Genomic DNA, 25,102 nt, shown 5'->3' with positions numbered 1-25,102 from the left:
GACCGACCACCTGCAGCGGCTCGACCGCTGACCCAAATCGGCAATCAGGGGTTGATCCGACCCTGAGGGCCGGATAATCGAACGGTTGAACAAGGAGATCAAGCGCCGCGCTGATGTCGTGGAGATCTTCCCCAACCCGGCAGCGTTCCTGCGGCTGGCCACCGCGGTGGTCATCGAATCCCACGACGAGTGGCAGGTCACCCGCCGCTATCTCTCCGATGTCTCCATGGACGAACTGCGGGCCGTGATCGCCGCGAAACAGGTCGCGGCAGCGGTTGCCAAACAACACCAAATCGCCTAGCGTTCAGCATGACTCGTTGATCGCAACGCGTGACCACGCTGAGATCCGAAGTCCACCACTCCCCGGGGCGCTATCTGAACGCCTTGGCGACTCGACATTCGGCCAGCACGGTAAGACGGTGTAGGGGTCAGCGAATCTGATTGCAAGGGAAAGGGGGTGTGGCACTCGCGGGTACGGTACGGTCACCACTGATGGAGCTTGCCTATAGCGATCGCGGACGCGGTCAACCAGTGTTGTTCATAGCTGGGCGCGGGGCCGTTGGGCGGACGTGGCAACTCCACCAAGTGCCAGCCTTTCTCGGTGCCGGGTACCGAGTCATCACCTTCGATAACCGAGGCGTGGGTGCCACCGGCGACCTCGACGGCTTCTCCCTGGCGACAATGGTCGACGACACGATTGTAGTCATCGAAGCTCTGGGTGCGGCGCCGGTCAATATCGTCTCAACGTCATTGGGCTCGTTGATCGCTCAGGAGCTGATGTTGGTGCGACCGGACCTGGTCAATCGTTCAGCGCTGATGGCGACCCGCGGACGTCACGACCGCGCACGTCGCTTCCTTCGAGACACGGATGAAGAGCTGGCTGACCTTTCGTTGCCGCCCAAGTTGGACGCGAAGATCCGTCTTCTCGAGGGGCTGTCCCCCAAGACACTCAACGATGATGAGGCGGTGCAAGAGTGGATTCATCTCTTCACTATGTGGCCGACGAAGTCAACACCCGGGCTTCGTGCGCAATACAAGGTAACCGCTGACGAGGGACGCCTTGCGGCCTATCGAAACATCACCAAACCCGTACTTGTCGTGGGGTTCGCCGACGATTTGGTTTCCCCACCGCACCTGGGTGCCGAGGTCGCCGCAGCACTGCCCAACGGTACCTACCTGGAGATCGCTGACGCGGGCCACCTCGGCTTCCTCGAGAGACCGCAAGAGGTGAACTCCGCGATCCTGCAATTCTTTGCCGAGACCGGGTAAGCGACTTACCGAGCCAGATCCACACTGATCCAGCGCACCTCAGGCGGTCCTATCAGATCACCCGGCACTCGCTGACCTCGGCAGCCTGTCGGCCGAGAGTCGGCTGTACCGGTCATCCGCTGTTCGGGCGGAACTCTCTACGATTTTGGGGTGACGTGAGAGCTCGCTTGAACCTCTCACTTATTGCAGTTGCAAGCCGCATGCGCGCAGCGAGCCGACGCTACCCAATGGCCGCACACGCTGAGGCCGATCAACAATCGAGGTGTACCACTGCGGCCGCCACGATCGCGGAGGCTGCCGGCGCAGTGATGCCCCCAAGGTTCGCCTGAACAATGGGAACCACATTGGAACTGCTGGTGCTTTTCGTCAGCATGCAGACCCGGTATCCCTCGGTCAGCAACTGTTGATCGCTTAAGGATGCCCACCGACCACTCAGCGGTTGCAGATAACTCTGCTCGTCCGCCTTCGCCGGCGTTGCCACCACAAAACTCGTTGTGAGCAGACTGAGTGAAACAACCATCCACATCCTGCGTCGGAATCCGGTGGCTGCGCGAGCCACATCGCGGAGGCATTCTGTCAAGTGTCCACTCCACCATCCGATCTGCTCTACCTCAGCAGAAATTGGCGACATTGCCCATGCGCCGTACGTTGGCTAACGGGCGACGTAGATGGACTCTAATGGTCGTGCGACCACTGAAGTCCGTTGGCCGGCGGGCCACGCGCACTACCGACTGCGGGTGAACATAACGCGATCGAAATCAACCGTCAAGTGGCACTTGAGATTAGCCTTACGCGTAAATAACCATCCTACAGTCGCGGGTGCCAGCTTCTATGGGCCAATGGCCAGGCGTGCACAGAGTCGCCGTGTGGTAGGCGGTTGCGGCGGGTCTCGTGTCCCGAGACCTGTCCGACGCGCGTCGGGCGACCTGTCGGGCGATTGCTGCACGGCATCGCGCAATCCGCGGGGATGGCGACTCTCACCCTCAGGAAGGGTGGACAGCGAGGCTCGGTACTGCGGGTGGCGCCAACCTGGGTGACGCGTCGATAGCGACCAGAATTCTGGTTTCCCGGGTAGGACGTGCGACCGGTCGCGCAGCCGCTACTTGCAGGAGTCGCACCGCGGTTCACGGCTGCGACGGTTGGCCAGCCACGAGTGCCCGCAGCTGACGCACACAAGCGCGACGCCGGTGTGCTCGAGTCGGATAACGGGAAGCGGCTGCGCGGTATTGACTGCCTGCACGAAGTCGCTGACCGAGGCAATCGGGACTCCGAACCGTCTGGCCTGGGCGGCCTTGCCGGAACGTGTCGACGCATCAGCCGCCACTAGCAGACCACACCCTTTGGCAGTCACCGAGTCTTTGGTCACCAATCCGTTCTGCTGAGCAAGCGCCTCCAAAGCAGCTCGGTCAATCTCGTTGCCAGTGGCATCCATGGCCGAACCGGTGAAGCACACGGACAGCCCCGGCGCGAGGGAGAGGGTGTCCTTGATCGTTCGGTAGGCGTCGGTGCGCTGGGTCACGATGTCGAGGTCAAGGTCGAGGAGGCCAGCAGCGCGGCACAGTTGTTCGATCTCCTCATCGGTGACCTCTCCGTCGGCTAGGGCGGCCTCAACGAGCCCGTCGAGGAACGCCCGATGTGCGCGCTGAATATGTACGGCGGTCATACCAAGTTCGCTCGCCAATGCGGCGAGTTCGGCGCGTTCCTCAGCGGTGAGCCGGAGGTCGGCGAGCGCCGAATCCAGCAGGGCGACGTAGGGCGCGATGTCCGGGGCCACGTGCAGGCCCGCGGCCAACTGTGCGAGATACGGAGCCGGTACCTCGGCATTGGCGCGGCCATCGCGTGTACATACCCGAACCGGACATGCCTCGATCGGATGTGCCCTTGCCGCCGCTCCGGACCGACCGAAGTGACCGGCGACTCTGACAAGGAGATGCGCTGTCGCGCGCGCGTCGGCCAGCGCCCGGTGCGCCTCGTCGAGGGCGACCCCGTGGTCAGCGCAGGCCTGGCCGAGCTTGCACCCTGTTACCGACAACGTGTCCAAGCCGGAACCCCAGTCCACGGTGATACCCGCACGCTGCAGCTCCGCCCCGATCATGCGTGAGTCGAATCGCAAATTGTGAGCCACACAGACAGCTCCGTGGAGACGGGCAGCGACCTGCCCGGCAACGTCGGCGAAGAACGGTGCGCCATGCACCATCGATGGAGTGATGCGGTGAATCCACGTCGGGCCCACGTCACGTGTCGGATTGATCAACGTGTCGAACTCGTCGGTGATGACGCCGTCCCCGTCGAGCGTGACGATCGCGATCTCCACGACGCGATCCTTGCTATACAGGCCGGTAGTCTCCACGTCGATGACCGCGATCCGGTTGGCGTCTCCAAACAGCGTTGCAAGCCCGCGATCCGCAGGTGCGGGTGCGACGGAGGGCGTAGCCGGCGGGCCATGGACCGCCCCTGTCCACTGACGTCCGTCCCACCACCGCAGCGCCGCCTGCTGCCACGGATCTGCATACCAACCAGCCACAGGCATTCGACCGACCCCCGCTCCCCGCTGCCGACCCCCACAATCGACAGGCAAATCCTCGCGACACTATCGCGCGGCGCAGATGTGCAACGCAGGATCAAGGAACTCGACCGGCGGCACGCTGAGGTGTAGAGAACATCACTGAGGCGGTGCGCTCAGCCACCTTTGTTGTACCCGGTGGAGGGCCGATTCCCTAGTGAGGGTCGATCAAGGGCCCGGAGATGGTGCCGTCGAAATCCATCTTTCCCATCGTCCTGTTGGAGAGCTGAAAAGTAACCCACGGGGTTAGCACGCGCCTCTTCGGATGGTTGCGACCTGACGTTTGTGCCAGCTACGAGGGCATGGTGCTGCTTAGATGTCCCCGAACAAGACAAGGGCATGGTGCTGCAGCGCCTGGTCAATATCGCCGCTCCATCCGCGCCCGTCGGGGTCGCAGACTAGTTCGACCATCTTTCTGGCAGAGGCCAGGACGTGCCGCACCCGACACTGAGCTACACCCCACTCCTAAGAGAGGTCTTCGAGAAGTTCGGCGACGGACACTTCCAAGGCAGCTGCGATATCGAAGAGTCGTTCATACAAGATGCCGCGGGTGCCGTGCTCGACGTTGACGAGCACATTTCGTGACACGCCGGACAGCAGCGCGAGCCGTTCTTGAGTCAGCCCACGCTGGATCCGCAGGAGCACAATCCGCCTCCCGACTTGCTGGCGCAGCCGTTCCCATTCGGCAACCCGGTCCGGGTCGTTCTGACTGGGACGCGTCGGCACCCCTACACGTAGCCATGCCGAAAACCCCGAGTCTGCCCTACTAGTAGGGCAGACTTGTGCGACTGGGAGGCGTACTGCAATCCGACTACTACCGCGGCGCGGGCAACAGCTCCGCCGACAGGCCTGCGGCGGCGCGCACGTCGCCGATCCGGCTGGCGCCGTCGCCCGGTGAGGGACTGGATTCCTGGCTAGAGGCGGTGCGGACACTCCAAGGCCATGCGGCGAGCCGCAGCCAACGGCCAGGTGGTCCGCCACCAGGAGGGCAACAGCAGCGATGTGGTCGGTGAGCCTCGCCTGCTAAGCAGCAGCGTCGCAGGTTAAGTCACTGGTAGCAGACAGGGTGGGACCCGGTAGCGGCAAAAGGGGGCGCTTATTCGGCGGCGTGCCGCCTCGTGCGCGGCCGGTTAGATACCCCTTGCCCGACTCTTCCGACTAGCCAGCCACCGGGCCACACCCAACTAATGTACTACTAGTAGTGCACCGTCGTCGACGTCGCACGAATCTAAAGAGCAGCCATCTGCGGGCTCATCGATGCCGGCCGTGGTTGTTGAGCTGCCGACCCTTTCCCTGCGCGCGCCAGGTGCCGAATCTGGGAAGCGCTGAGCCTCAGCCTGCCGCAGATACGCGTTGGGGGAACTATGCTTGGGAAGTGGTATTCGCTCGTCGTGAGGAAGGGAATACCCACGCCGAAGGCCCGACTAGCACCGCCGCAGAATCACTACAAACCGCCCACTCCGTCGCTGCCCCGTCCTCTGCTGACCCGGGTTTATCCGGCTTGGCAGTCGCCACGGCCCTGCGCGCGGGACATCGCGAGTACGCCGTGATCGCCCTTTTCATCTGCGACAAATCCGCAACGGCGGAATCTTCACGAACGCTCGGTACTGGGCTAAGGCCGCCATCGAACCTGAACCGACGGGAGGATGACCATTGGTGACCCGTGGCGATCGCGGCGCTGCCCGACTCACGAAACTCCTCGCTGACCGCGAACGCGCCGAACGCGTCGGCCGGATCCGCCGTCAGATGCGCGAGGACGACCGCGCATACGCGATGGGCCTGGCCGTCATCAGGCATGCCGCGGGCCTCACCCAAGGAGAACTCGCCCGGCGCCTGGGTGTCGGACAAGCCGCCGTCTCGACGATGGAGCGTCAACACGACCTGCTCCTGTCCACGTTGGCTAGCTACGTCGCCGCTGCCGGCGCCAACGCACGCATCGTGGTCGCTTTTGGAAACCGCGACCTGGAATTCGACCTCACCGCTCTAACCGGGCCCCCTCCCGACGCCCCACAACCAGACCCCAAATATGTCTGGGACGGACTTGAGCGCCACAACGACTAAGCGCACCTCCTCGACTGTCTGGCACCTTTCGAGCAGCACAGTTGTTAACGCCGACGCCCCCTCTGCCCGCCTCCGGTTGCCTCGCTCGGTCGGGGCCGCGGCCTCCTGCCCGGTTTCCGGTTCTGGAGTGTTCTGAAGTGTTTGGGTGGCCGGACTGAAGTCGGTACCCCGTTTGGTCGACTACGCATGCCCGGCCGGACGCTGCTCTTTGCGAAGCTGTCTGTTGTGTTTGGCGCGAATCGGCCGCGTCCTCGATTTCCTCCTGACATAGTTCGTCTTGTTGGCGAGGAACCAGGATGAAGGTCTGGCTGTTGTTTGAAGAGGTCGATGGCGTCTTAGTGCACGGGGTAACGGATACCGTCTACCAACGCGGGGACAGCGGTTCTGCAGACCTTGAGCAGGTGTTGAATGGCTATCGGCGCGAAGGCCGCGTGGTGCACGTCCTGGAGCTGGACGTTTGGTTGAATCACCGCCTCGCCGCCGCCGATGGCCCGAGTTTCACGGCAGGATGGATCCGACGGAACTAGCTACCCGTTACCGATAACAAGCCCGGGTGAACGCACCCACGTAACGGCCCTTTCGGCGCCGACGACACCGGGCGGTCGAACAAGCGGGGACCGATGCATACGCAGGCGTACGTCCGGTCATACGGAAGGCCGGTGCGGCGGAATTTGGCGCACTCAGTCACCGGAAGCTCCGGCGCCGCCAGCAAGTAGTCAAGATCGAGAGGACCCAGTACGCGCACTAGGTCAACAGTCCCGAACGCTTGACCCGTTCCTTGCTTGACGATGAACACCGGACCTCGAATCCGAGTGGGTCGCCCGCGAATCTCCCAAGCCTTCTCCCCCCCACTGAGCAGTGGCGAGGCGTACAAGTCGCGCACGATAAGACCGCGCGGCTCGCGCGCTCAGCTTCCCAAGCGGCTGTGACCACGGGACTGTCAGCTTGTGTCGCCGCTGGGAATGACCGAAGTCGGCGGTGGTCGTAAGCGGCCCCTGCGAGCGTCATAGGCATCGACGTCCGAGGGTGTTCGCTTTGTTCAGCGACAGCTGTGACCTGGGTGCCCGCCGCGGAGTGCGCCCCGACGTGTTCGACGTCCATGAGTACGTTGCGTTCTATTATTTGCACTACTAGTAGGACATTATTGATATGTGAACGCGCCGGGCCGGTCGCCCGATGTGCCGGGGATTCGCTCGTTGCCCATGCGCGTGGCGCCCGCGGAAGACGAGAGCCTGGATTCGTGGCTGGAGGTGCTGGCCGCCCGCCTGGACGCTCGGTGGGGTGAGCTAGTGGCCGGGGTGGGGGTGTTGAGTCGGCCTGGCGAGGGCGCGGCGCAACAGTTGGCGCGCGCCGCCGTCGCGCCGACGGAGTTGCAGATCGCGTTGATCAGCCGCGCCACCGGTGTCGACCCCGTCCGCGTGGAGGCGACGACTTTGGCGCCGTGGATTGCTGCGCATGTGTCTCGGCAGCGGTCGGCGACGATGCGGGTGCCCGGTTCCCGCTTCTGTCCGCTCTGCCTAGATGAGCGTGGGGGTCGCTGGCGGGTGTGGTGGCGTCTGCGGTGGGCGTTCGCGTGCCTGACGCACTGCTGCCTACTGGAAGATCGATGCGCCGACTGCGGGGGCCTGCAACGTCTGGGACCGAGACCGCCTGGCGACAAACCCGTGGTCGGGCGATGCACCAGCTATCTGAGTAGCAACCGGGCAGGGCGCTGTAGCGCACCACTGGCACGAAATAGTGTGAGGTTGATGGGCCACGATGATCCGCTGTTCGCCGCACAGCGTGCCATTCTGTCCGTGATGCGCGAGCGGCGGGCGTGCGGCGGCATCTACACGGACCAACCGGTCAGGTCCGAAGTCTTCAGTCAGGATCTGAGGTTGCTGGGAACGTGGATTCTGCGTGTCGCCCACCGACACGAGCTCGGTAGCAGGATCTCCGATGCCCTCGCCCGCACGTACACATCGGGGGCCGGAACCCACCCGCTGGTGACCTCGCCGACGGCCGGCCGGCGGGGGTCGTCCTCGAGGGTGTCCAGTGACGCCGTCGCCGCGTGCGTCGCAGTACCCGTCCTGAGTGCCGCGGACCCGGCAGCCGCGGCCGAGCAGCTGCGCTGGCTGACGACCTCGATGCGCCGACGCGGATTGTCGCCGCACACGCCCGCACACCGGTGGCGGCCCGGCGTAAGTACCGCGCTGACCGCCGTCGCACAACACTTGGCCTCGGCGAAGTGATCACGCCGAGATGTCGGCTCATCTGCGGCACGACGCCCTAGATCTGTTGTGCGGCAGCAAGCTAGAGCCCGCCTCGGTGCGCGAGCTCAGTCACCGCCGCAACCACCCTCTCACCGAAACGTGTCACCCGTACCGGCGACCGCAACACGAGAGCATGCCCGAAATCGCGTTCGAGTCGCTGGACGGTGGCGGCCACCGCGGGAACGCCTGTGCCCAGGACGTGGCCTGCGTCGAGGAAACGGTCGTGCTGTGCGATCACCACGAAGCGCTGCAATCGCTCCCAGCCGCCGTGTCCGATGAGAGCGGGCACCAGAATGCCGGGGACGGCGGGGTCGGCGGTGAGGTCGGTTCGCGTGCGGCGGGTGACGGTGCGTACTGGGATGCCGTGGTGGCGGGCGGCGGCGGCGAGCGCTTCGGATTTCATGCCGAGTTGCCGGCTAATGTCGGCCATGGACCGCTGTTTGGTGACGTATTCGGTGTGGAGCCAGTCGGGATCTACGACGGGGCGAGCTCGTCCGCCCGGCGTGCGCACCGGTATGCCGTAGTCACGCATGAGTCGGCGCACCGTCTGGGGGCCGACACCGGCGATGACGCCGATGCTGCGCAGGCTCTTTCGATCACCGAGATAGAGTTCCCGCAGGCGGTCTGCCGGCAGCGCATCGACGGCACGCTGATAGGCGCGGCCCGGTCGTGGGGCTCCGACTCGCGGTGTTCGGGGCCGCGGTAGTCGTGGCGGGGCCGGATGCCGCTCGAGTGCGTAGCGGACGAGACCAGCGCTGAGGTCGAGGCGCCGCGCAGCCGCACGCGTACTGAGCCGGTCGCGGCGGAGCAATCGGTGCAGTCGCGTGATATCGACATCGTCGATGCCGCATCCGGGCAGCGTCAGCGTGCCCAGCACGTCGATCGCGGGCTCCCACGCTACGGGTTCGTCGGTGATGCCCTGCGCGGCGAGGAAGTCCACTGCGCAGGTGTGCAGGGCCTCGGCCAGTTCGGGAGTGAGTCGCCGGGGAAACTCGGCCAAACTCCCGGTGATGTGTCGGGCTCGGTGATCATCGGCGGCGGCCACGGGTACCCCGCTGAGGTGCTCCCGCAAATAGCGGCGCGCAGTGCAGTGCCCTCGCGGTGAGATCCGGATGCTGCGGCACAACGTCTTCCACTGCGCCTCAGGCAGCAGGCCGGTGTAGTCGAGCCGGCGTCGCCGGTCGTAGTCGATGGGTGCGCCGTCGCGATCCAGGTGGTCGGACAGCCGAATGAACGCCGACCGGATGTCCTCCCAGAACGGTGACGCCTTGAGACGCCACAGCAGGAAGGCCACATTCGATGGCGTCACCGCATTACCCAACCGTGCCGCGGCATCGTCGACGTCGAGGGTGGTGGACACCAGCAGAACGGCGACCGCCAGCGCCGTGCGCGCCGACGGTTGGTAGAACGACGGCGGGCACAGTGTCAACGCCCAGGTGGGCCACAACAGCGTCGGGATGCACCTTGGCAGCCGGCGCCGGCGGTCACGGTCGTTCACCGGTCGTTGAGGAAACGGTGTGCCGAGCCGGTAGTGCAATTGCTCGACCGGACTGAGGTGAGGTTCGGCGGCAATCAGCTGAACGGCTTGTAGGACGGGGCTCGCCGTCAGGGCGCCGTGGTGAACCGACAGGGACGTCCTGTGCAGGTCGTAGCGGGAGACCTCGCGGGGTAGAGCGGCCAAGGGCGCAGCGGCGGCACGGAGATCGGGTGCCTGCAGGATTTGCAGCGCCGCGGAGATGGCCACCGCTCTGATCACCGGCGGCCCAGTGGACCACCGGGGCGAGGCGTGTGTCGTCTCCGGCTCGTTCACCCCGCTGCGGCGCAGGCTCTTGCGGTATTCGGCGAAGAGATCGGCCGGTACGAAATGATCCAGGTGCCGGGTTCCCGCGGCGGAAAGAATGTTTCGGCCCAGGAGCCGAATGTCGCACAGGACATCTGCAGTCGGCCTCGGGTGCCGGCGATAGACACCCCATGCCGCGACTCCACTGTCCAGAAGGGCCGACACGGCCGACTGCGCGGCCAGTGCGGGATGATCAGCATCCAGCTCGATGACGGGAGCCCGGCCTAAGTCGGCGTCACATCGGACCCGCGATTGGATAGCACCGGGGGCGGGGCGGTCGCATTGACCGGGGTGCGGCGGCCCCGGTCCGGTCACGAGCCGCTGCCCTTGTCGGCCACCGCACGTCGGGCAGCGATCGGCCAACAGGCATCGGTGTTGGATGCACGCGAACGTCCAGATCAGGAGCCACTCCAACTTCCACGCGCCGCCGGTGGCGGCCAGGCAATGCGGGCAAAACTGGGATCCGGCGACGCGATGCCAGTCGGCGAGGGTGGTCAACCGAGCCGCCGGTCCGAAGATCGCGGCGGTGGTGGCCGCGTAGCGCGCGAGTGTCAACGCCGCGACGTCGGCGGCCGGGTAGCCGGTGACGGCACCGATCGCCGCGGCGTCTTCGGTGCTGACCTGCGCAACGTTCAGGCGACCGCGGATGTTGCGGCTGACGTGCGGGCAAATCTGCGGATACAACTCGCTCACCGACACGTCCAGCCGCACAGCGCAGGCTTGCAGCCACGAGTACAGCGACTCACCGGGCAGCGGATCAGTCCGTAGCGGAAACGCACGAACGCCCTGCTCGCTGGTGGCGACCCGGCTCTGTGACAGGACGTCGAGATCGGGTAGTGGCAAGCGGTCCTTCGGACGTCGGGTCCGGGCCATCGGGTGCGCCTAGGACACGGTGGCGCGGGTCGTCTTGGTGTGCGCGCTGAGGCGGCGGGTGCGGAACGCGACCTCGAGCTCGGCGCGGGCACGTTCGGCGGCGCTGTCGATGCGGATCGCATCCAACACGGTGTGGGTTAACGCCTCGGCCCCCGTGCGCACCGCCCGCGCGCAGCCACGCCGGATGAGCTCCATCAGGGAACCGATGTGCCCCGTGCTGCGGATGAACAGGTAGTCGAGCATCTCGCCGTCGGTCAACATCCCGGGCCGCTTATGAGCCAGGACCAGGCGTTCCTCCACGGTGCTCAACAACGTCCGCCACTGACGCCGCGCCCGCTCGCTGTTCACGGCGTACGGCCGCATCTCCAGCGTCGTGGTGCGACGCAGCGTCTGAGCGAGCACTGCGTCTTCGTAAACCGGGCCGTCCATCAGAATTCCGCGCTCCCCCAGACCCACTCCGATGAGAAGCAGGGTCACCGGGAAGTCGTTGGCGATGTACTTGAAGTGATTGCTGATTTCGATTCCCCCGTGCTGCTGCCAGTGCAGGAAATGCACATCGTCGACGATCAACAGCCGGGTCTCACAACTCAGCACGCAGTCCAGCGCCCACTTCCCCAGTTGCGTCGTCGTCACGCGGCGCCGACCGGGGTGGGCGTAGAAGTCGCAGATGGCGGTGTTGAAGTCCTTCATGCTGGTGTTGCCGCGCAAACCGACCCGGCAGACCGGCCACCGTTCGTCGCCGGCACGGGTGAAGTCCCCGTAGCGAGCGATCTCGCGTTGATGGTACTTCTTGGCGAATTCCTCTATAGCGCAGCTCTTTCCGAGGCCGGGGTATCCGTCGATGGCGACCGCACCCTTGGCGCGCTGTCCGTCTTGCTCGTTGCAGTCCAGGATGTCCCACAGTGCTTCGTGTACCGAGGTGAGCATTGGGGTCTTAAAGGGGCCGAGGTTGTTGTGCCAGTCCGCGCGGCGCCGGTTGTACTCCTGTTCGCCGCCCTCTCCTAGTCCACGGATTTGACGCTTGGACAGGGATTCCGGACGCGTCCGTGGCGGTGCTTGTACGAAATCCCGCCAGCCCTCTTTGCGCGCCAGGGTGAGGTTGTCCAGATGAGGCGCCGGTCGCGGCCTCGCAGTCGTGGTCGTCACAGGTCCTCCAGGGTGTCGTCGTACACGCCGGCGTCGATGGCCAACGGGACCTCGTCGAGATCGTCGTCGATTGATGCGGCCTCGTCAGCGGCGGCCTGGGCAGGGTCGACACCGGCCAGGATCCGCTGGGCCGTGGGAAGTGCGCTGACATTGACCGCGGCGGCCAAATCGATTTCCAAAGAGGACTGTTCGCGGCACACTCGCAGCGCCGCGCGGCGTTCCGCCGGGGACCGGCCCTGTGTGAGGTTACGTCGCTCCAACAGCTCCGCCAACGCCAACTGATCATCGAAGGCGGGATGTCTGGCTTTGGCCAGCCGGCGGGCGAACTGCAAACCGTCCTCGTTCATGGGCGCGGTCAACAGCGTGGCGTGCGTCCACACCAGCGGATGCCACGTGCGGGTGTGTTGAAGATCGAAGAAGAAGATCCGCCGGATGTCGTCGGGGTTGACCTGAAACGGCCATTTGCCGCCCTGCTCGGTGTAGGGGCTTTTCTCGCCGACGTAGCCGACGAGCACCCCGCCCCGATAGATCCGGCCATTGATTTCTACGCCGTAGTGCTGGACGGTGCGCCACACCACCGGCAGGAAGCGATAAGCGAGATCCGGGTCGCGGGGCACCTGCAGGTAGCCGGCCCGCGCGATACCGTGCTCGAACATCTGCGCCGGAGACATCCCCAACGACCACAGCCCAGGCTCTCCGACCCCGTCGTGGGGCCGCCGATGGTAAACGCAGGCCACCCACTCGCGCAGCAGCGCCTCCAGCTCGTCGAGGAAGAAGTAGGCCTCCGATTCCGGGGCAAGCCCACGGGAATACACATCTGGGCCCTTGTAGCCGGGCAGCTCCTGCAAGAACCCCTCCCGGACGGTGCGGAAGAACCGCTCCACAGGCCCTTTGTCCCGCCCGGTGCGAATCCGGGCCGGCTGGATCGATATCCCCGCTTGCCGACACGCGCTGGTCAGCGCCTCCCCCACGTAGATCTTGCCGTGATCGACCACAACAGTCTCGGGCACGATCGCCGGTGACGCGGCGAAGACGCTGTCCGCGTCCAGCGCGTCGGCGTCGATCAGCACCGACTTCGGGATCCCGTGCGGCGGCCAGACCGCATCAGCCGGCCAGTCGCGCCCCGCCGGGGCGGGCCGCAGACACTGATAGAGCACAGTGGCGGCATCGAAGGCCTTCGCCGATCCCGGAGTCAATCGTAGACCGATAATGCATCGCGAATACCAGTCCATCGCGACCGTCAGCTCCACACTCGTCCACCGCAGTGTCTGCGGATCCATCGCGAACACATCCAGGCGCGTGGTGTCCATCAGGACGTACTCCCCCGGCCGCTGCGGGTGCAGCCCGCCGTACGCCAGCGCCGGGCGAGAGGCGATGTCCCGGTTCCGTTTCGACGAATGATGGAAGATGGGATGGCGACGCTCGAGATTATCCAGAATCATGTAGGCCGTGGACTTTCCGGGCAGCCGAACGACACCCGGACCGTAGGTCGCGCTGATCCGCGCACGCGCCTGAGCAATGATGTGCTGCTTACTGGGACGAGACGAGTCCGTGTGTTCGATCATGATGTCCAACGCGATGCGCTCGAAGACCGCGAAGCGGGCCCGGTGCGAGGCGATCCGGGCGGCCCGACCGTTGAGTAGCCCGGCTTCACCGCTTCGAAGGTAATCGGCGACCCACCGCTCCACCGTTCGCTTCCCGCACCGAAGTTCACCGGCCTTGGCGGCAACACGGTCGCTGCGTGGGGTATTCGACCGATACGGTGCGCGCGGCTCGAACGCCGAGGCTGTCCGCGCATTGCCCGAGCGATAGCCGGTCAGCACTTCTCTCACGTGCGACGCGCGATTGCGTGCAAGTTGGCGTTCGGTGTCTGATGCCGCCTGCCAGATCACGGAGGCGGGCACGGTGTCGTCGACGAGCTCGGTGTTTAAGTCGTCGTCGAGCAGACGAACGTGATCTGACAACAGCTCACTGAGCGCGATCCGCCGCAGAGTCCCGCTGCGGAGATCCTTGGTTGCCAGCACTACATCACCTCGGGCACAGTGCACCTCGACGACTTCGACGATCTCGCCGTCGTAAAGGAAACGGGTGCCGATACGCACATCCGTCGCTGCAGACTTCACGGCTTCTCCAATACCGTCGACGGGCTCAGGGGTGCGCGGAGGTCAGCGCCCAGCTCGTGGCGCCACAATGAGGTGAAGAGCGCAGCGCGAAGAAGCGGACCCGAGAGGCTCTGGAATCGCTTCTCCGCTTGAGTAATCGAGTCGCCGACCAACGTGGGTATCGCCACCCGGACCGCATCCCGCAGTCCTACGGGCACCAACCAGTCGCGCCGATAGCCGGCCAGGAAGCGGATGTTCGTGAATTCCACCGGCTCCGGATCCGATACCACCCGGTAGCCCCAGCCGAGCGAGCAGACCACTTCATTCGTCCACGCACACATCGTTTCGATCTTCGGATGGTCAAGGCGCTCGGCGCGCACGACATCGACGACCACGGGTCCGTCCGTGGTGTCCCATAGATAGTCCGGGATATGCCGACGCAGACGTCCATCGACGTCCGCAGTTAACAAGAACGGCTGCGCGACCATCGCGCGCACACGAGGATCGAAGTCTGCGCGGATCAGGCACGACAACTCCAGCCGCGACTCGTAGATGACGTGCTCAGCGACCGTCGACGACCAGTACGTCCCCGAATAATGTCGCTGACCGAGATACCACCGGAACGTCCGCCACGGGTTCGCCGCCATCAACACCGATGTAGCTACTCGATCGGCCGGCAGGCACCGCTCTTCACCCACCGCGGGCCGGAAGGCGATCACCGCGGACGAGACATCGACATCCACAAGAACCGACACAACTCGCTCCACGAGCTTGCTGTTACCTACCGAGCGTGCCACGGCGCCCGAGGCTACGTCGCCGAATCGCCGAACTGACCGTCGCCCACACACACGAGTTCGGCAAATTGACGGAGTTGTTGCTGCGATGTCGGACCCTGGATGTACTCTCCGCCGCGAGGGAACACAGCCGAGGTCCTGCCTACCGCGCTGACGTTGCGGCGAAAACGAGTGCTTGTGGTCGACGGTGGACACAACCTTCAGTCGTTTTTGGCGGGGGTGGGCAGTGCTGCGCCCAAGCAGGCACCGTCGTGGTTGGCGCGTCGCAGGAGGAATACGAGGCGTTTCAGAAGCTCGTCGCTATGGACGTCGGGGCGCAGTGCATCACGGCGACGGGCATTGGCGTCGCGCATCTCGATGAGGACAGCCGAAAGCAGATTTGAGCAAGTGCTCGCTGCGGCCGACACTGCAGTTTGTCTGCTCGGCGTACGCCCGCTTTGATGCGGCAGCGCTGCGGGGCGGGAGCCAGCGCTTAGGTCATGGCGAGGATGGCCTGCGGGGACCGGGGTCGCATTGGTCTGCGCGCGGGCGAACTCCATGAGCATGTGCCGTCGCACCTGCGTCAAGAGGAGGTGGTCGTCGTGCGCCATCGCCTCGTTGAAGGCTGCCAGCTCGTCCTCAGTTGGTGGCCATGTAGTGAAGAAGTCGGTGCGATCTTGCGCCTCTTGATCACCGTTGACCGAGGGAACCACGTGAACGAAGTCAGCAGAGCTGATGGCGCCGACGCTATCCGGGGCGTCGACGTCGGCGCACCATTCGATGGCTTCACGGATCATCTGGTTGAGCGCGGAGGGCGGAATGAGCCGGCTACCCCGTGCCAGAGCCCCTTTGACTTCATCGGCGAGGTCTCCCTGTAGAGGTGACAGGAACTTCTTCTCAAACACGATCTGAACCGACTCGATCGAACAGCACTCATCGCCGAATCGGCACTTTCGTCGGTTCACTCGGTGCTGGCGTATCCGTGTCGCGTCGCGGCTCTTACAACGGAGCTCTGCAGCAGTTCGTCGACGAATTGCGTGCCCAGGGGCTGTCTCTCTATTTTCCCGACACCGGCACGTTGCCGTCCATCCCGCGCAAGTCACCGCCGATCGCGCTAGGCAACGATCCACGCCGGATTTTGCGCCCTGACGAATTGCCTTCGAGTGGAGCCTTACTCAGTCACCGAGGCGAGCTGTCGGCCGAATCGTCGGTCTCGATGACTTGATGTGGTCGCGTCGACTTCCGATGCATTGGTAATCGGGCATATTACGACGAGCAGACCAGCACCGAGTCGGCCAGCCCCCCAAGGGAATCGTCGAACACGGCGAGTAGATCGCGGATCTGGACAGCGCTGAGTAGATCTTGTTCAACCCCGGATTCCAACTGGTTCCAAGATAAGCCGGGTTGAGCGATTACGACGGTGCCGCGAAGGCGGAAAGGGCGGTTGCTGAGCGACCAGTTTGGGTGACCTGGAATCAGTCCCAGCAGCGCCCGCAGCAGTGGTTCACTGCCGTCAATCAGTGTCAATGCTGGCGAACTGACACCGGAGTAGCGATCAGCCATTTCCCTCCAGAGTTCCCGATCCGTGAGCCACCTGCGGCTCTTGATGGCCTGAGCGACAACGACCTCCATATCGGTGACTCGGACCGACTTGAACGCTGCACCCGCGGGCTTGGCGTGCCACAGCTCGATCGAGAGTTCGTAAGCTCCGTGCATCTCGAGGACAATGAGATCGGCGATCTCCCCTGATCCGTCGTTTTCGATGACCCAGCGCCGTCGCGCGGACGTCGGTCGAGTGGTGAGGAGGGTTTTCAACGTCTTGTGGATTGAATCACCGTCTTTGGCACTCCGGTCGACCTCCTTCTCGATGTTGGTGGTGCTCCAATCCGGAAATATCGGCATCCAGCGCTTCAAGTCCCGCTGCACAGTCGGCGGTTGATAAAGCGTAGCGCCGCTGGCTATTTGGCCGTTGAGGAAGTACACCGTTGGCGGCATCGATGACAATAGGTCATCTAGTGGCCGAGGCGTCTGATGGCCTCGCCTCACAAGGAGCGGTGAATCGGAATTCATCACGTCGCCCTGGGTATCGAGACGCCCGGACCAAACAGTCGTCCCGCTGTCGGGCCTAATCGCCACGAATGTCAGTTGTTCGCCCGATGGGTGCGTCGATACATGTTGGAGATCCAACCGGCCGATCGAAAAGCCGTCCAAGGTGGTCCATTCGCTTGCGAGCAAGAGGTGATGCATCTCCATAGCCGCGACAGGCGCCTGGGGGAAGTTGTCGAATCGAACTCCTCGCGCAACGGCGGGCAGCAGTGGCGCGACGATCTGCGCCGAGGACCAGTACCGGTCGGCGAAATCCATCAAAGCGCCGTCATACTCGCGCAGAGGGACGTACCGCGACTCCCACATTTTCGCTTTCTCGACGGCGATCCCGGTGTTGTATGCCGCGTTTCCTGGGCCCTGGCCGACTTGTGCCATTGCATGCCCGATTGCCGCCTGCGCAGTATCGGCTTCACGCATTCCGCGATCGACACCACTTCCTGCAAATGTCTTGTAGCTCGCACTCCCCCGGCCGCCGCCGTACGTGTTGCGCACTCCGACGTTCGACACGCTGAGCCGAGGAAGGGTGTCGAAAGCTCGCTGCAGGCGCCCCGGATCCGCGGCCCGAAGATGCTCGCTGGTTGCGTCGAGCAGTTCGGTGACCGCAGGCATGACCATGCCGTCGGTGGAGTTCACCAACAGCAGCGCGCGACGAGATGCACCTTTAGCTGGGAGATACGTGATGAGATGCAAAGCATACTCGGGCGCATCCAAACCCGAGTCGAAGTTCCAGCGCGGAGACCGGGTGCCTTGAGTAACCAGCAATAGGGTTCGGTTCTCGGGGGTGACGGTTGAGTAGAGGACGCGCCCACCACGGATTGGATCACCACTCACAAGGCCCGCGGGCAAGCTTCCGTCGATAAACGGCGGCAGCCAACCATCGTGAACCTCGTATACCGTGGCCCGGACTAACGGACGCAGACTCTCGAGCGAGAGTTCAGCAGGAGCAACTGCTAGCTGCTTGGCGAATGCCTTGTCTGCCGCTTCGGCCGCCACTGCATCGTCAATGATCCCCGGTAGAAGCGAAGGCCAGTCGGCGTCTTCCTGGTATAGCTCCCACAACGCACCTCTCAGTCCCGGATAAACGTCGGCATCCTGCACTGTCACCAACACAGACGGCTGGGGAAAGTCGGAATGGCTGCGGACGAGCCTGCCGATGAGTTGAATAGTCGACGCCACTGACTTGTGCTTGTCGTGGTACGCGGCGAGCCGAAGGCGCGGCAAGTCGAAGCCTTCCCCCAACATGCCGACGACGGCGACCGCGCGAATGGTGCCCTCCTTCAGCCCGTCGAGGATCTCCGTCCGTCGAGCTTCGGCGAGACCAGACGTCAATGCGACTACGTCGACGCCAGCCTCGCCGTACAACCTCACTAGTTCGGCCGCTCTCGATCTGGTCCCTGCGCGAACGAGCAAGGTGCTCGACGCATGCTCCGGTCGGTTGAACTGGTTCAATACCTCGTCTCGAATCAGTTCGTCGCAATGGCGGCGCTGGGCAGAGGTAGTGACCTTGAGCAACCTCGCTTCGACCGTCTTGTAATAGCCGTCAGAGATGGCCGCTCGTAGCGGATAGTGAAAGATAATCTCGCCGGGGACGCGCTTGCCGTCACGTCGCCGTGGGGTTGCGGTAAGCAGTACCTTCCTTGCGCCATCGAAGTGGTCCAATATTGCTCTCCACGTCGGAGCCGGTGCATGGTGAGCCTCATCGACGATCACCAAATCGAAGAGGTCAACGGGCGGCTTGGAATCTTCGTCATAGTGGTCGGGACTTATCGACTGCGGCAGCGCCACCACCACGTCTGCGCCCTCGCACTCGCGCCAAGACGTCAACCGCCCTTTGACCTCAAGGACATTCGGATTCCCTTCACCGCCCAGAGCGCCGATCTGGCGAAGCACATCTTGACGCTCGAACGCGCTTACAGTCTGATCGCGCAACTGAGTACTAGGTACCACCACCAGCGTCCGGTTTGCCCCAACAATGTAGGGCGCCGCGAGCGCAATAGCCGTTTTTCCTGAACCCGTCGGCACCGCGACGAGTGCTGGCTCGCCGCGATGAACAGCCCAATGCCCAAGCAACGAGCCCAGCGCGCCGCGCTGGGGCGGCCGCCACTCCGGAGTTGCGGCATCTCGAAAGAGCACGAAACTCCGGGCAGGTTCCCGATAAAACGGCGGCACATCTCATCATGGCGACCGAATTCACGCACCAGCCCCCCGACACGCCAGATAACGGGGCTGTTGGCCGTCGCAAAGGCAGCCCGGGGCCAGGCAACATCGCCCCATCAATGAATCGCCATTTGGCTAGGTGAACTAGGCAATTTCCGATATCGGTGGCGGATCCGCCAGAATCCGCCATCTTGTTCTGGAATCCGCCATGGAAAATTGGAACCTACAAGCCAATCTTGACATCTGCAAGCTATTGTTTTACGAATAAGACATGACGGCAACTTTGTCTCACAGCTCATCCGCGAGGTTTGAGCTGGCCAACGCCGAGACCTGGCGCGAACCGTGGCCGATGTACCGGGCGCTGCGCGACCACGACCCCGTCCACCACGTCGTGCCGGCCGACCGGCCCGACCACGACTACTACGTGCTCTCCCGGCACGCCGACATCTGGGCGAGCGCACGCGACCACGAGACGTTCTCCTCGGCGCAGGGGCTGACCGTCAACTACGGCGAATTGGATCTGATCGGGCTCGCCGACAATCCGCCCATGGTCATGCAGGACCCGCCGGTGCACACCGAATTTCGCAAGCTGGTCGCCCGCGGCTTCACGCCGCGCCAGGTCGAGGCCGTGGAACCGAAGGTCCGCGAGTTCGTGAGCGAACGCATCGAGCGCATCCGCCGCAACGGCGGCGGAGACATCGTGGCCGAGCTATTCAAGCCACTGCCGTCCATGGTGGTCGCACACTACCTCGGTGTGCCCGAGGAGGATCGGGGCAAGTTCGACGGCTGGACCGACGCGATCGTCGCGGCCAACACCAGCGAAGGCGGACTCGGTGGCGCGCTGGGCACTCTCGGCGATGCCCTCGGCGAGATGATGGGCTACTTCACCTCACTGATCGAGCGGCGGCGTGTTGAACCCGCGGATGACACGGTGTCGCATCTGGTCGCGGCGGGTGTCGGTGCGGACGGCGACATCTCCGGCGTCCTGTCGATCCTGGCGTTCACCTTCACGATGGTCACCGGCGGCAACGACACGACGACCGGAATGCTCGGCGGCTCGGTGCAATTGCTGCATCAGCGGCCCGATCAGCGGCGGCTGCTGGCCGGCGATCCGAGCCTGATACCCGACGCCGTGGACGAGTTCCTGCGGCTCACCTCACCGGTACAGATGCTGGGCCGAACCGTGACGCGCGACGTGACAATCGGTGACGTAACGATCCCCGAAGGTCGCCGGGCGATGTTCCTCTACGGATCCGGCAACCGCGACGAACGCCAATTCGGCCCTGACGCCGGCGAACTGGATGTAACCCGTAAGCCCCGCAACATCCTGACCTTCAGCCACGGCGCCCACCACTGCCTGGGTGCGGCCGCGGCGCGGATGCAGTCGCGGGTCGCCCTCACCGAACTCTTGACCCGAATTCCCGATTTCGAGGTCGACGAGTCGGGAATCGTCTGGGCTGGCGGCAGTTACGTCCGCAGGCCGGTGTCCGTGCCGTTCTCGGTGGCGCGCTGATGGCGGGCGACTGGCTGGCCGAACGGCGCACCGAGGTGGCCGCCGACCGCATTCTCGACGCGGCCGGTGAACTCTTCGCCTCCCAGGCCGCGGCCAGCGTCGGGATGCATGAAATCGCCTCGGCAGCAGGCTGTTCCCGCGCCACGCTGTACCGGTACTTCGAGAATCGGGAGGCGCTGTACACCGCCTACGTGCACCGCGAGAGCTACCGGCTCTACCGGGAGATGACCGAGCACACGATGTCGATCGACGATCCACGCGAACGGCTGATCGAGGGCATGCTCGCCTCATTACGCAATGTGCGCGAAAGCCCGGCCCTGTCATCATGGTTCGCCACCACACAACGCCCCATCGGCGCCGAGATGGCCGAGCAATCGGAGGTCATCAAGGCACTGACGGAGGCGTTCGTCATCTCCCTGGGCCCCGACGACGCAGACGCAAGGGCGAGCGGAGCGACGGGAAATGGATCTGTCGCCCACCGAGCCCGCTGGCTGGTTCGGGTGATGACGTCGCTAATGCTGTTTCCCGGGCACGACGAGGACGACGAGCGCACGATGCTCGAAGAGTTCGTCGTTCCGATCGTGCTACCCAAGCGGCGGGCGGATCAGGCCACCCAATAAGCCTGTGCCTTCATCGATTTGCGCGGGATCTTGAAGTCCTCGCGCAGCAACTTCGCGACGGCCCGCGTGGTGCGGTTGTCGCACGCGACCCACCCGAAGTGGTCGGAGGCGTCGAACGCAGCAGAGCTCACGGTGGCAACGAGGCCTTCGCCGGCATGCTGCCGGTCCACCCACGTCACGTCCGCGGCGCGGCGTACCGGCAGCTGCTTGTCGTCGTCGTGGGCGGCTTCCAGGAAGACCTGCGCCGGGGCGTCGCCGATGGCGTCCAGAAGCGAGTTGATCGCGGGCAGCGACGCCGTGTCGCCGACGATCACGTACCCGGCCGGCCGGGGCTCGGGCAGCGCGAAATTGCTGCCCAGGACGGTCGCCTCGATCGTGTCGCCGGGCTGCGCCTGCTCGGCCCACCGCGACGCCACGCCGTCGTGCAGTGCGAACTCCACGTCCACGGTGTCGTTGGCCGGATCGGGGTTGACCAGCGTGTAGCCGCGCTGGTGCAGTTTCTCGCCGTCGGTGAACCACATTCGGATCCACTGCGTCGGATGCAGGGACCGGTTGGCGAGCAGGCCACCGGCCTGGAAGCTCAACCTCAGGTAGTGCGGGGTGACCTCGGTGCGTCCGGTGACCGTGAGTTCGTAGTCGCCCGCACGCAGCAGCTTGAGCACCGCACCGGCGAACCCGCGCGACAACTTGGTGTCCGACATGGACTCATCACTCCTCGTTGCGTTAGTTAGGCCAGCTTAACCTAACTAATGGCGACCGGAGTGGCCCCCGTCAGCTGCGAACCCGGGTGAACCGGTGCAGCACCCAGGCCAGCGGAATGGTCACGACCAGCGTCCCGAAGAACAGCATCCATACCGACCCGGTGTAGATCGGATAGCGCACCACCTCGACCATGACCAATTCCATCGTGATCAGGTGAATCAGGAAGATCTCATAGGAGATCTCCCCCAGGAACACCATCGGCCGGCTCGCCAACAGCCGCGAGTAGAGACCCGTGTCTCCCAGCGCCAGCGGTGCCACGACCAGCGTCGCGATCGCGGCATAGAACGCGGTCTTGAACAGCGCCTCGTGCAATCCGGCGGGGGAAGTTGTCGGCTCCCCGGCGATGGGCGTCGACACGATGAAATAGCTGACCACCGCCAGCGGCACGCAGACCAAGGCATACGCGCGGACACCCATCGGCTGCAGCGCCGCGAGCAGCATCCCTCCGACGAACCATGCGAGATAGCCAGGCAACCAGAGCTTTCCGCCGTCGGGCAGGAAATCGGTGGTGTGCACCAGCCACATCCACGCCGGCGACACCAGGGCCAGCGCACCCAGACCCGTCAGCAGAAGCCAGGGGCGCCAGCGCCTCCGGCACAGCACGACGAGGAGCAGGTAGGCCAGCACGGGCAAGACGACATAGAAGGCCACCTCGACCGCGAGGCTCCACATCTGCGTAAGCCCCTGGTGGAGAAACGAATACAGATAGTTGTCGGTGTAGATCTGGGTCAGCGTGAGGTTGCGGAACAAGCCTTCCCACGTATGCCCGGGGTTGGGGCCCGCCGTACGGAAGTGGTAGACGAGATAGGCGGCGACGACCGTGACCACATATGCGGGCATGATGCGACGCACCCGATGCCAGGCATAGCGGCGTACCGACGGATGCGGCTCCGCTGCGAAGGCGGCCTTCACCCAAGGCAGGAACAGCAGGAATCCCGACAGCACGAAGAAGATCGGCACGCCGATCTCCATCCGCGAATACACAAGGCCCACATAGCCTTGCGGATACTTGCCCGTCGTGTAGGCGGCGTGGGTCAGCACCACGAGAAGCGCGGCGACGGCGCGGATCCCGGTCAGTGAGGCGACCCGCTCGGTGGTGACGGACTCCAGTCCCCCGGCAGCCTCGACGCCGGATGCGCCCTGGCCGGCGGGCAGGGTCACTTCGTCTTGGGCTTCCCCCGATGCGGTTTCGGCCCGCGATCGGGTTGGAGCTGGATCAATTGACCCTGAATCCTGGTGTTCTCCAACGCTTTCAGCGTCTTGCCAGGCAGTTTCGCCGGCAGTTCCACCAGGGAGTGATCGACCTTGATGGTGATGTGGCCGAAGTCGCTGCGGTGCAGTCCGCCTTCGTTGGCGATGGCGCCCACGATGGCGCCGGGGGCAACCTTGTGACGCTTGCCCACCGATATGCGATAGGTGGCGAGATCGCTGCGCCGCTCACGAGGCTTGCGCGGAGGGCCGTCACTCCGATCGCCACGATCCGGACGCTCGCGGCGCTTCTCCGGCGGCGGCTCCGTCATCAAGAATTCCTCGCCGTCGCGGCTCTGCAACGCCAGCGCCGCCGCGATGTCGGCCATCGGCACGTCGTGGTCGCGCTCGTAGCCCTCGATCAGCTTGCGGAACAACTCGATGCCCGGCTTGTCGAGCGCATCGGTGATCGAGTCGCGGAACTTCGCAACCCGCTTCTCGTTGACATCCTCGACGGACGGCAACTCCGACTCGACCAGCTTCTGCCTCGTCACCCGTTCGATCGCATTGAGCAGATGCCGTTCGCGCGGCGTCACGAACAGCAGCGCCGTCCCCGACCGGCCAGCACGCCCGGTGCGCCCGATCCGGTGGACGTAGGACTCTGGATCGTGGGGAATGTCGAAGTTCACCACGTGGGAGATGCGCTCGACGTCGAGGCCGCGCGCTGCGACGTCGGTGGCGACCAGGATGTCGATCGAGCCGTCCTTGAGCGCGTTGATCGTGCGCTCACGGACCGCCTGCGCAATGTCACCGTTGATCGCGGCCGCTGCGAACCCGCGGGCTTTCAGCTTCTCGGCCACCTCCTCGGTGGCCTGCTTGGTGCGGACGAACACGATCATCGCGTCGCCCTGCTCCACCTCGAGCAGGCGCGTCAGCGCGTCCATCTTCCGCGGATACGACACCAGGAAGTAACGCTGCGTGATGTTCTCGGCGGTCTGCGTCTTCGCCTTGACCGTCACCTCGACCGGATCGTGGAGGTACTTGGCGGTGATCTTCTTGATAGCAGGCGGCATCGTCGCCGAGAACAGGGCGACCTGCTTGTACTCGGGGGTGTCGGCCAGGATGCGTTCGACATCCTCGGCGAAACCCATCTGAAGCATCTCGTCGGCCTCGTCGAGCACCAGATAGTCCAGATGCGAGAGGTCGAGGCTGCCCTTCTCCAGGTGGTCGATCACGCGGCCCGGAGTGCCGACCACGACCTGCGCGCCGCGCTTGAGCCCGGACAACTGCGGCACGTACGACGCCCCGCCGTAGATCGGCAGCACGTTGACCCGAAGGTGCGCGCCGTAGCGGCCGAAAGCCTCTGCGACCTGCAGCGCGAGCTCGCGGGTCGGCGCCAGGACGAGGGCTTGGGTGTTGCGGCTGTCGGTGTCGATCTTCGACAGGATCGGGATCGCGAAGGCCGCAGTCTTGCCGGTTCCGGTCTGCGCCAGCCCGACGACGTCGGAGCCCGCCAGCATGGCCGGGATCGTTTCCGCCTGGATGGGCGAGGGCGATTCGTATCCGACGTCGGCGACGGCCTGCAGCACCGAAGGGTGTATCTGCAGGTCAGCAAAGGTCAGGTCTGCGGGCTCTTGCTCCGCATTCGAGGACGTCATCGTCGTTGGAGTCTAGTGCCAACCGCGGTGTGTTCCTGCCGCTGCCGGATACGCGGTGCGCCTCGCCGCGCCCCGCCCACGCTCCCGGTACGGTGCCCAACGTGAAATGGGCGTCGATCGTCGGCTCCGTGGTGGCCGCAGCAGCGCTCACCACCGCATGCAGCTCCGGTGACTCGACGGTGTCGAAGACGCCCGATCAGACCACCCCCGCGGCGGCGG

The 25,102-nt window shown here is 64.6% G+C and carries 18 protein-coding genes and 1 pseudogene; 7 read left to right on the top strand and 12 right to left on the bottom strand.

Features of this window, described 5'->3' with window-relative positions; genetic code table 11:
* Positions 1-76: 76 nt before the first annotated feature.
* Both AWC12_RS17970 and AWC12_RS17965 read left to right on the top strand, forming a co-directional pair.
* Positions 77-301, top strand: a pseudogene (locus tag AWC12_RS17970) (transposase); the annotation flags it as partial.
* Positions 302-492: 191 nt separating this feature from the next.
* Entirely contained in the window at positions 493-1,269 is a 777-nt protein-coding gene (locus tag AWC12_RS17965; RefSeq protein ID WP_083082699.1) for an alpha/beta fold hydrolase, read from the top strand.
* A 250-nt stretch (positions 1,270-1,519) separates the two neighbouring features.
* Here AWC12_RS17965 and AWC12_RS17960 read toward each other — a convergent pair whose 3' ends face one another.
* The 3 genes from AWC12_RS17960 to AWC12_RS17950 form a co-directional block, all read right to left on the bottom strand.
* The gene (locus tag AWC12_RS17960) at positions 1,520-1,789 is read right to left on the bottom strand and encodes a DUF732 domain-containing protein (RefSeq protein WP_165758124.1); all 270 of its coding nucleotides are present in this window, start codon (positions 1,787-1,789) and stop codon (positions 1,520-1,522) included.
* A gap of 579 nt (positions 1,790-2,368) precedes the next feature.
* Positions 2,369-3,799 carry an exonuclease domain-containing protein gene (locus tag AWC12_RS17955; RefSeq protein WP_083082710.1) on the bottom strand — a complete coding sequence of 477 codons (1,431 nt, stop codon included), beginning with the start codon at positions 3,797-3,799 and terminating at the stop codon, positions 2,369-2,371.
* A gap of 498 nt (positions 3,800-4,297) precedes the next feature.
* Positions 4,298-4,558, bottom strand: a complete 261-nt coding sequence (locus AWC12_RS17950; protein ID WP_083082696.1) for a helix-turn-helix domain-containing protein — start codon at positions 4,556-4,558, stop codon at positions 4,298-4,300.
* Between the two features lie 930 nt (positions 4,559-5,488).
* On the opposite strand from AWC12_RS17950, the gene AWC12_RS17945 reads away from it, so the two are divergent.
* The 3 genes from AWC12_RS17945 (at position 5,489) to AWC12_RS17935 (ending at position 8,124) form a co-directional block, all read left to right on the top strand.
* Complete coding sequence (locus AWC12_RS17945; protein WP_083082694.1) at positions 5,489-5,893, top strand: type II toxin-antitoxin system RelB family anti-toxin; 405 nt, start codon at positions 5,489-5,491, stop codon at positions 5,891-5,893.
* Between the two features lie 296 nt (positions 5,894-6,189).
* Entirely contained in the window at positions 6,190-6,420 is a 231-nt protein-coding gene (locus AWC12_RS17940; RefSeq protein ID WP_083082692.1) for a hypothetical protein, read from the top strand.
* Positions 6,421-7,044: 624 nt separating this feature from the next.
* On the top strand, positions 7,045-8,124 hold the full coding sequence (locus AWC12_RS17935) for a TniQ family protein (protein ID WP_085175944.1): 1,080 nt from the start codon (positions 7,045-7,047) through the stop codon (positions 8,122-8,124).
* Positions 8,125-8,185: 61 nt separating this feature from the next.
* On the opposite strand, the gene AWC12_RS17930 is transcribed toward AWC12_RS17935, so the two are convergent.
* From AWC12_RS17930 to AWC12_RS17900, 6 genes are all read right to left on the bottom strand, one after another.
* Entirely contained in the window at positions 8,186-10,858 is a 2,673-nt protein-coding gene (locus AWC12_RS17930; RefSeq protein WP_083082687.1) for a TniQ family protein, read from the bottom strand.
* Positions 10,859-10,867: 9 nt separating this feature from the next.
* On the bottom strand, positions 10,868-12,004 hold the full coding sequence (locus AWC12_RS17925) for an ATP-binding protein (RefSeq protein WP_083082684.1): 1,137 nt from the start codon (positions 12,002-12,004) through the stop codon (positions 10,868-10,870).
* Positions 12,001-14,127 carry a TnsB C-terminal domain-containing protein gene (locus AWC12_RS17920; RefSeq protein ID WP_083082682.1) on the bottom strand — a complete coding sequence of 709 codons (2,127 nt, stop codon included), beginning with the start codon at positions 14,125-14,127 and terminating at the stop codon, positions 12,001-12,003. The genes AWC12_RS17925 and AWC12_RS17920 overlap by 4 nt, the downstream gene beginning before the upstream one ends.
* Positions 14,124-14,903: a TnsA-like heteromeric transposase endonuclease subunit gene (locus AWC12_RS17915; protein WP_234808357.1), complete on the bottom strand. Its 780-nt coding sequence runs from the start codon at positions 14,901-14,903 to the stop codon at positions 14,124-14,126. Before AWC12_RS17915 ends, AWC12_RS17920 begins: the two co-directional genes overlap by 4 nt.
* 197 nt (positions 14,904-15,100) lie before the next feature.
* Positions 15,101-15,784 (bottom strand): hypothetical protein, encoded by a 684-nt coding sequence (locus AWC12_RS31365; protein ID WP_207570155.1) that lies wholly within the window; start codon positions 15,782-15,784, stop codon positions 15,101-15,103.
* 361 nt (positions 15,785-16,145) lie between these two features.
* The gene (locus tag AWC12_RS17900; protein ID WP_234814069.1) at positions 16,146-19,154 is read right to left on the bottom strand and encodes a DEAD/DEAH box helicase family protein; all 3,009 of its coding nucleotides are present in this window, start codon (positions 19,152-19,154) and stop codon (positions 16,146-16,148) included.
* Positions 19,155-19,413: 259 nt separating this feature from the next.
* Between AWC12_RS17900 and AWC12_RS17895 the strand changes: the two genes are divergently transcribed.
* Both AWC12_RS17895 and AWC12_RS17890 read left to right on the top strand, forming a co-directional pair.
* Positions 19,414-20,655, top strand: coding sequence for a cytochrome P450 (locus tag AWC12_RS17895; protein WP_085175940.1), 1,242 nt, complete (start codon positions 19,414-19,416; stop codon positions 20,653-20,655).
* On the top strand, positions 20,655-21,275 hold the full coding sequence (locus AWC12_RS17890) for a TetR/AcrR family transcriptional regulator (RefSeq protein WP_024449175.1): 621 nt from the start codon (positions 20,655-20,657) through the stop codon (positions 21,273-21,275). The genes AWC12_RS17895 and AWC12_RS17890 overlap by 1 nt, the downstream gene beginning before the upstream one ends.
* Here the strand turns inward: AWC12_RS17890 and AWC12_RS17885 are convergent.
* From AWC12_RS17885 to AWC12_RS17875, 3 genes are all read right to left on the bottom strand, one after another.
* Positions 21,260-21,976: a siderophore-interacting protein gene (locus AWC12_RS17885; RefSeq protein WP_024449174.1), complete on the bottom strand. Its 717-nt coding sequence runs from the start codon at positions 21,974-21,976 to the stop codon at positions 21,260-21,262. The genes AWC12_RS17890 and AWC12_RS17885 overlap by 16 nt on opposite strands.
* A gap of 70 nt (positions 21,977-22,046) precedes the next feature.
* Complete coding sequence (locus AWC12_RS17880) at positions 22,047-23,198, bottom strand: acyltransferase family protein (protein WP_085175938.1); 1,152 nt, start codon at positions 23,196-23,198, stop codon at positions 22,047-22,049.
* Positions 23,195-24,883, bottom strand: a complete 1,689-nt coding sequence (locus tag AWC12_RS17875) for a DEAD/DEAH box helicase (protein WP_024449172.1) — start codon at positions 24,881-24,883, stop codon at positions 23,195-23,197. Before AWC12_RS17875 ends, AWC12_RS17880 begins: the two co-directional genes overlap by 4 nt.
* Positions 24,884-25,102: the final 219 nt, after the last annotated feature.

This window comes from Mycolicibacterium iranicum (genome assembly GCF_002101705.1).
In the GTDB taxonomy this organism is placed as follows: domain Bacteria; phylum Actinomycetota; class Actinomycetes; order Mycobacteriales; family Mycobacteriaceae; genus Mycobacterium; species Mycobacterium iranicum.
The sequence above is the reverse complement of the archived record's forward strand: the minus strand, read 5'-3'. Positions and strand labels throughout refer to the sequence as shown.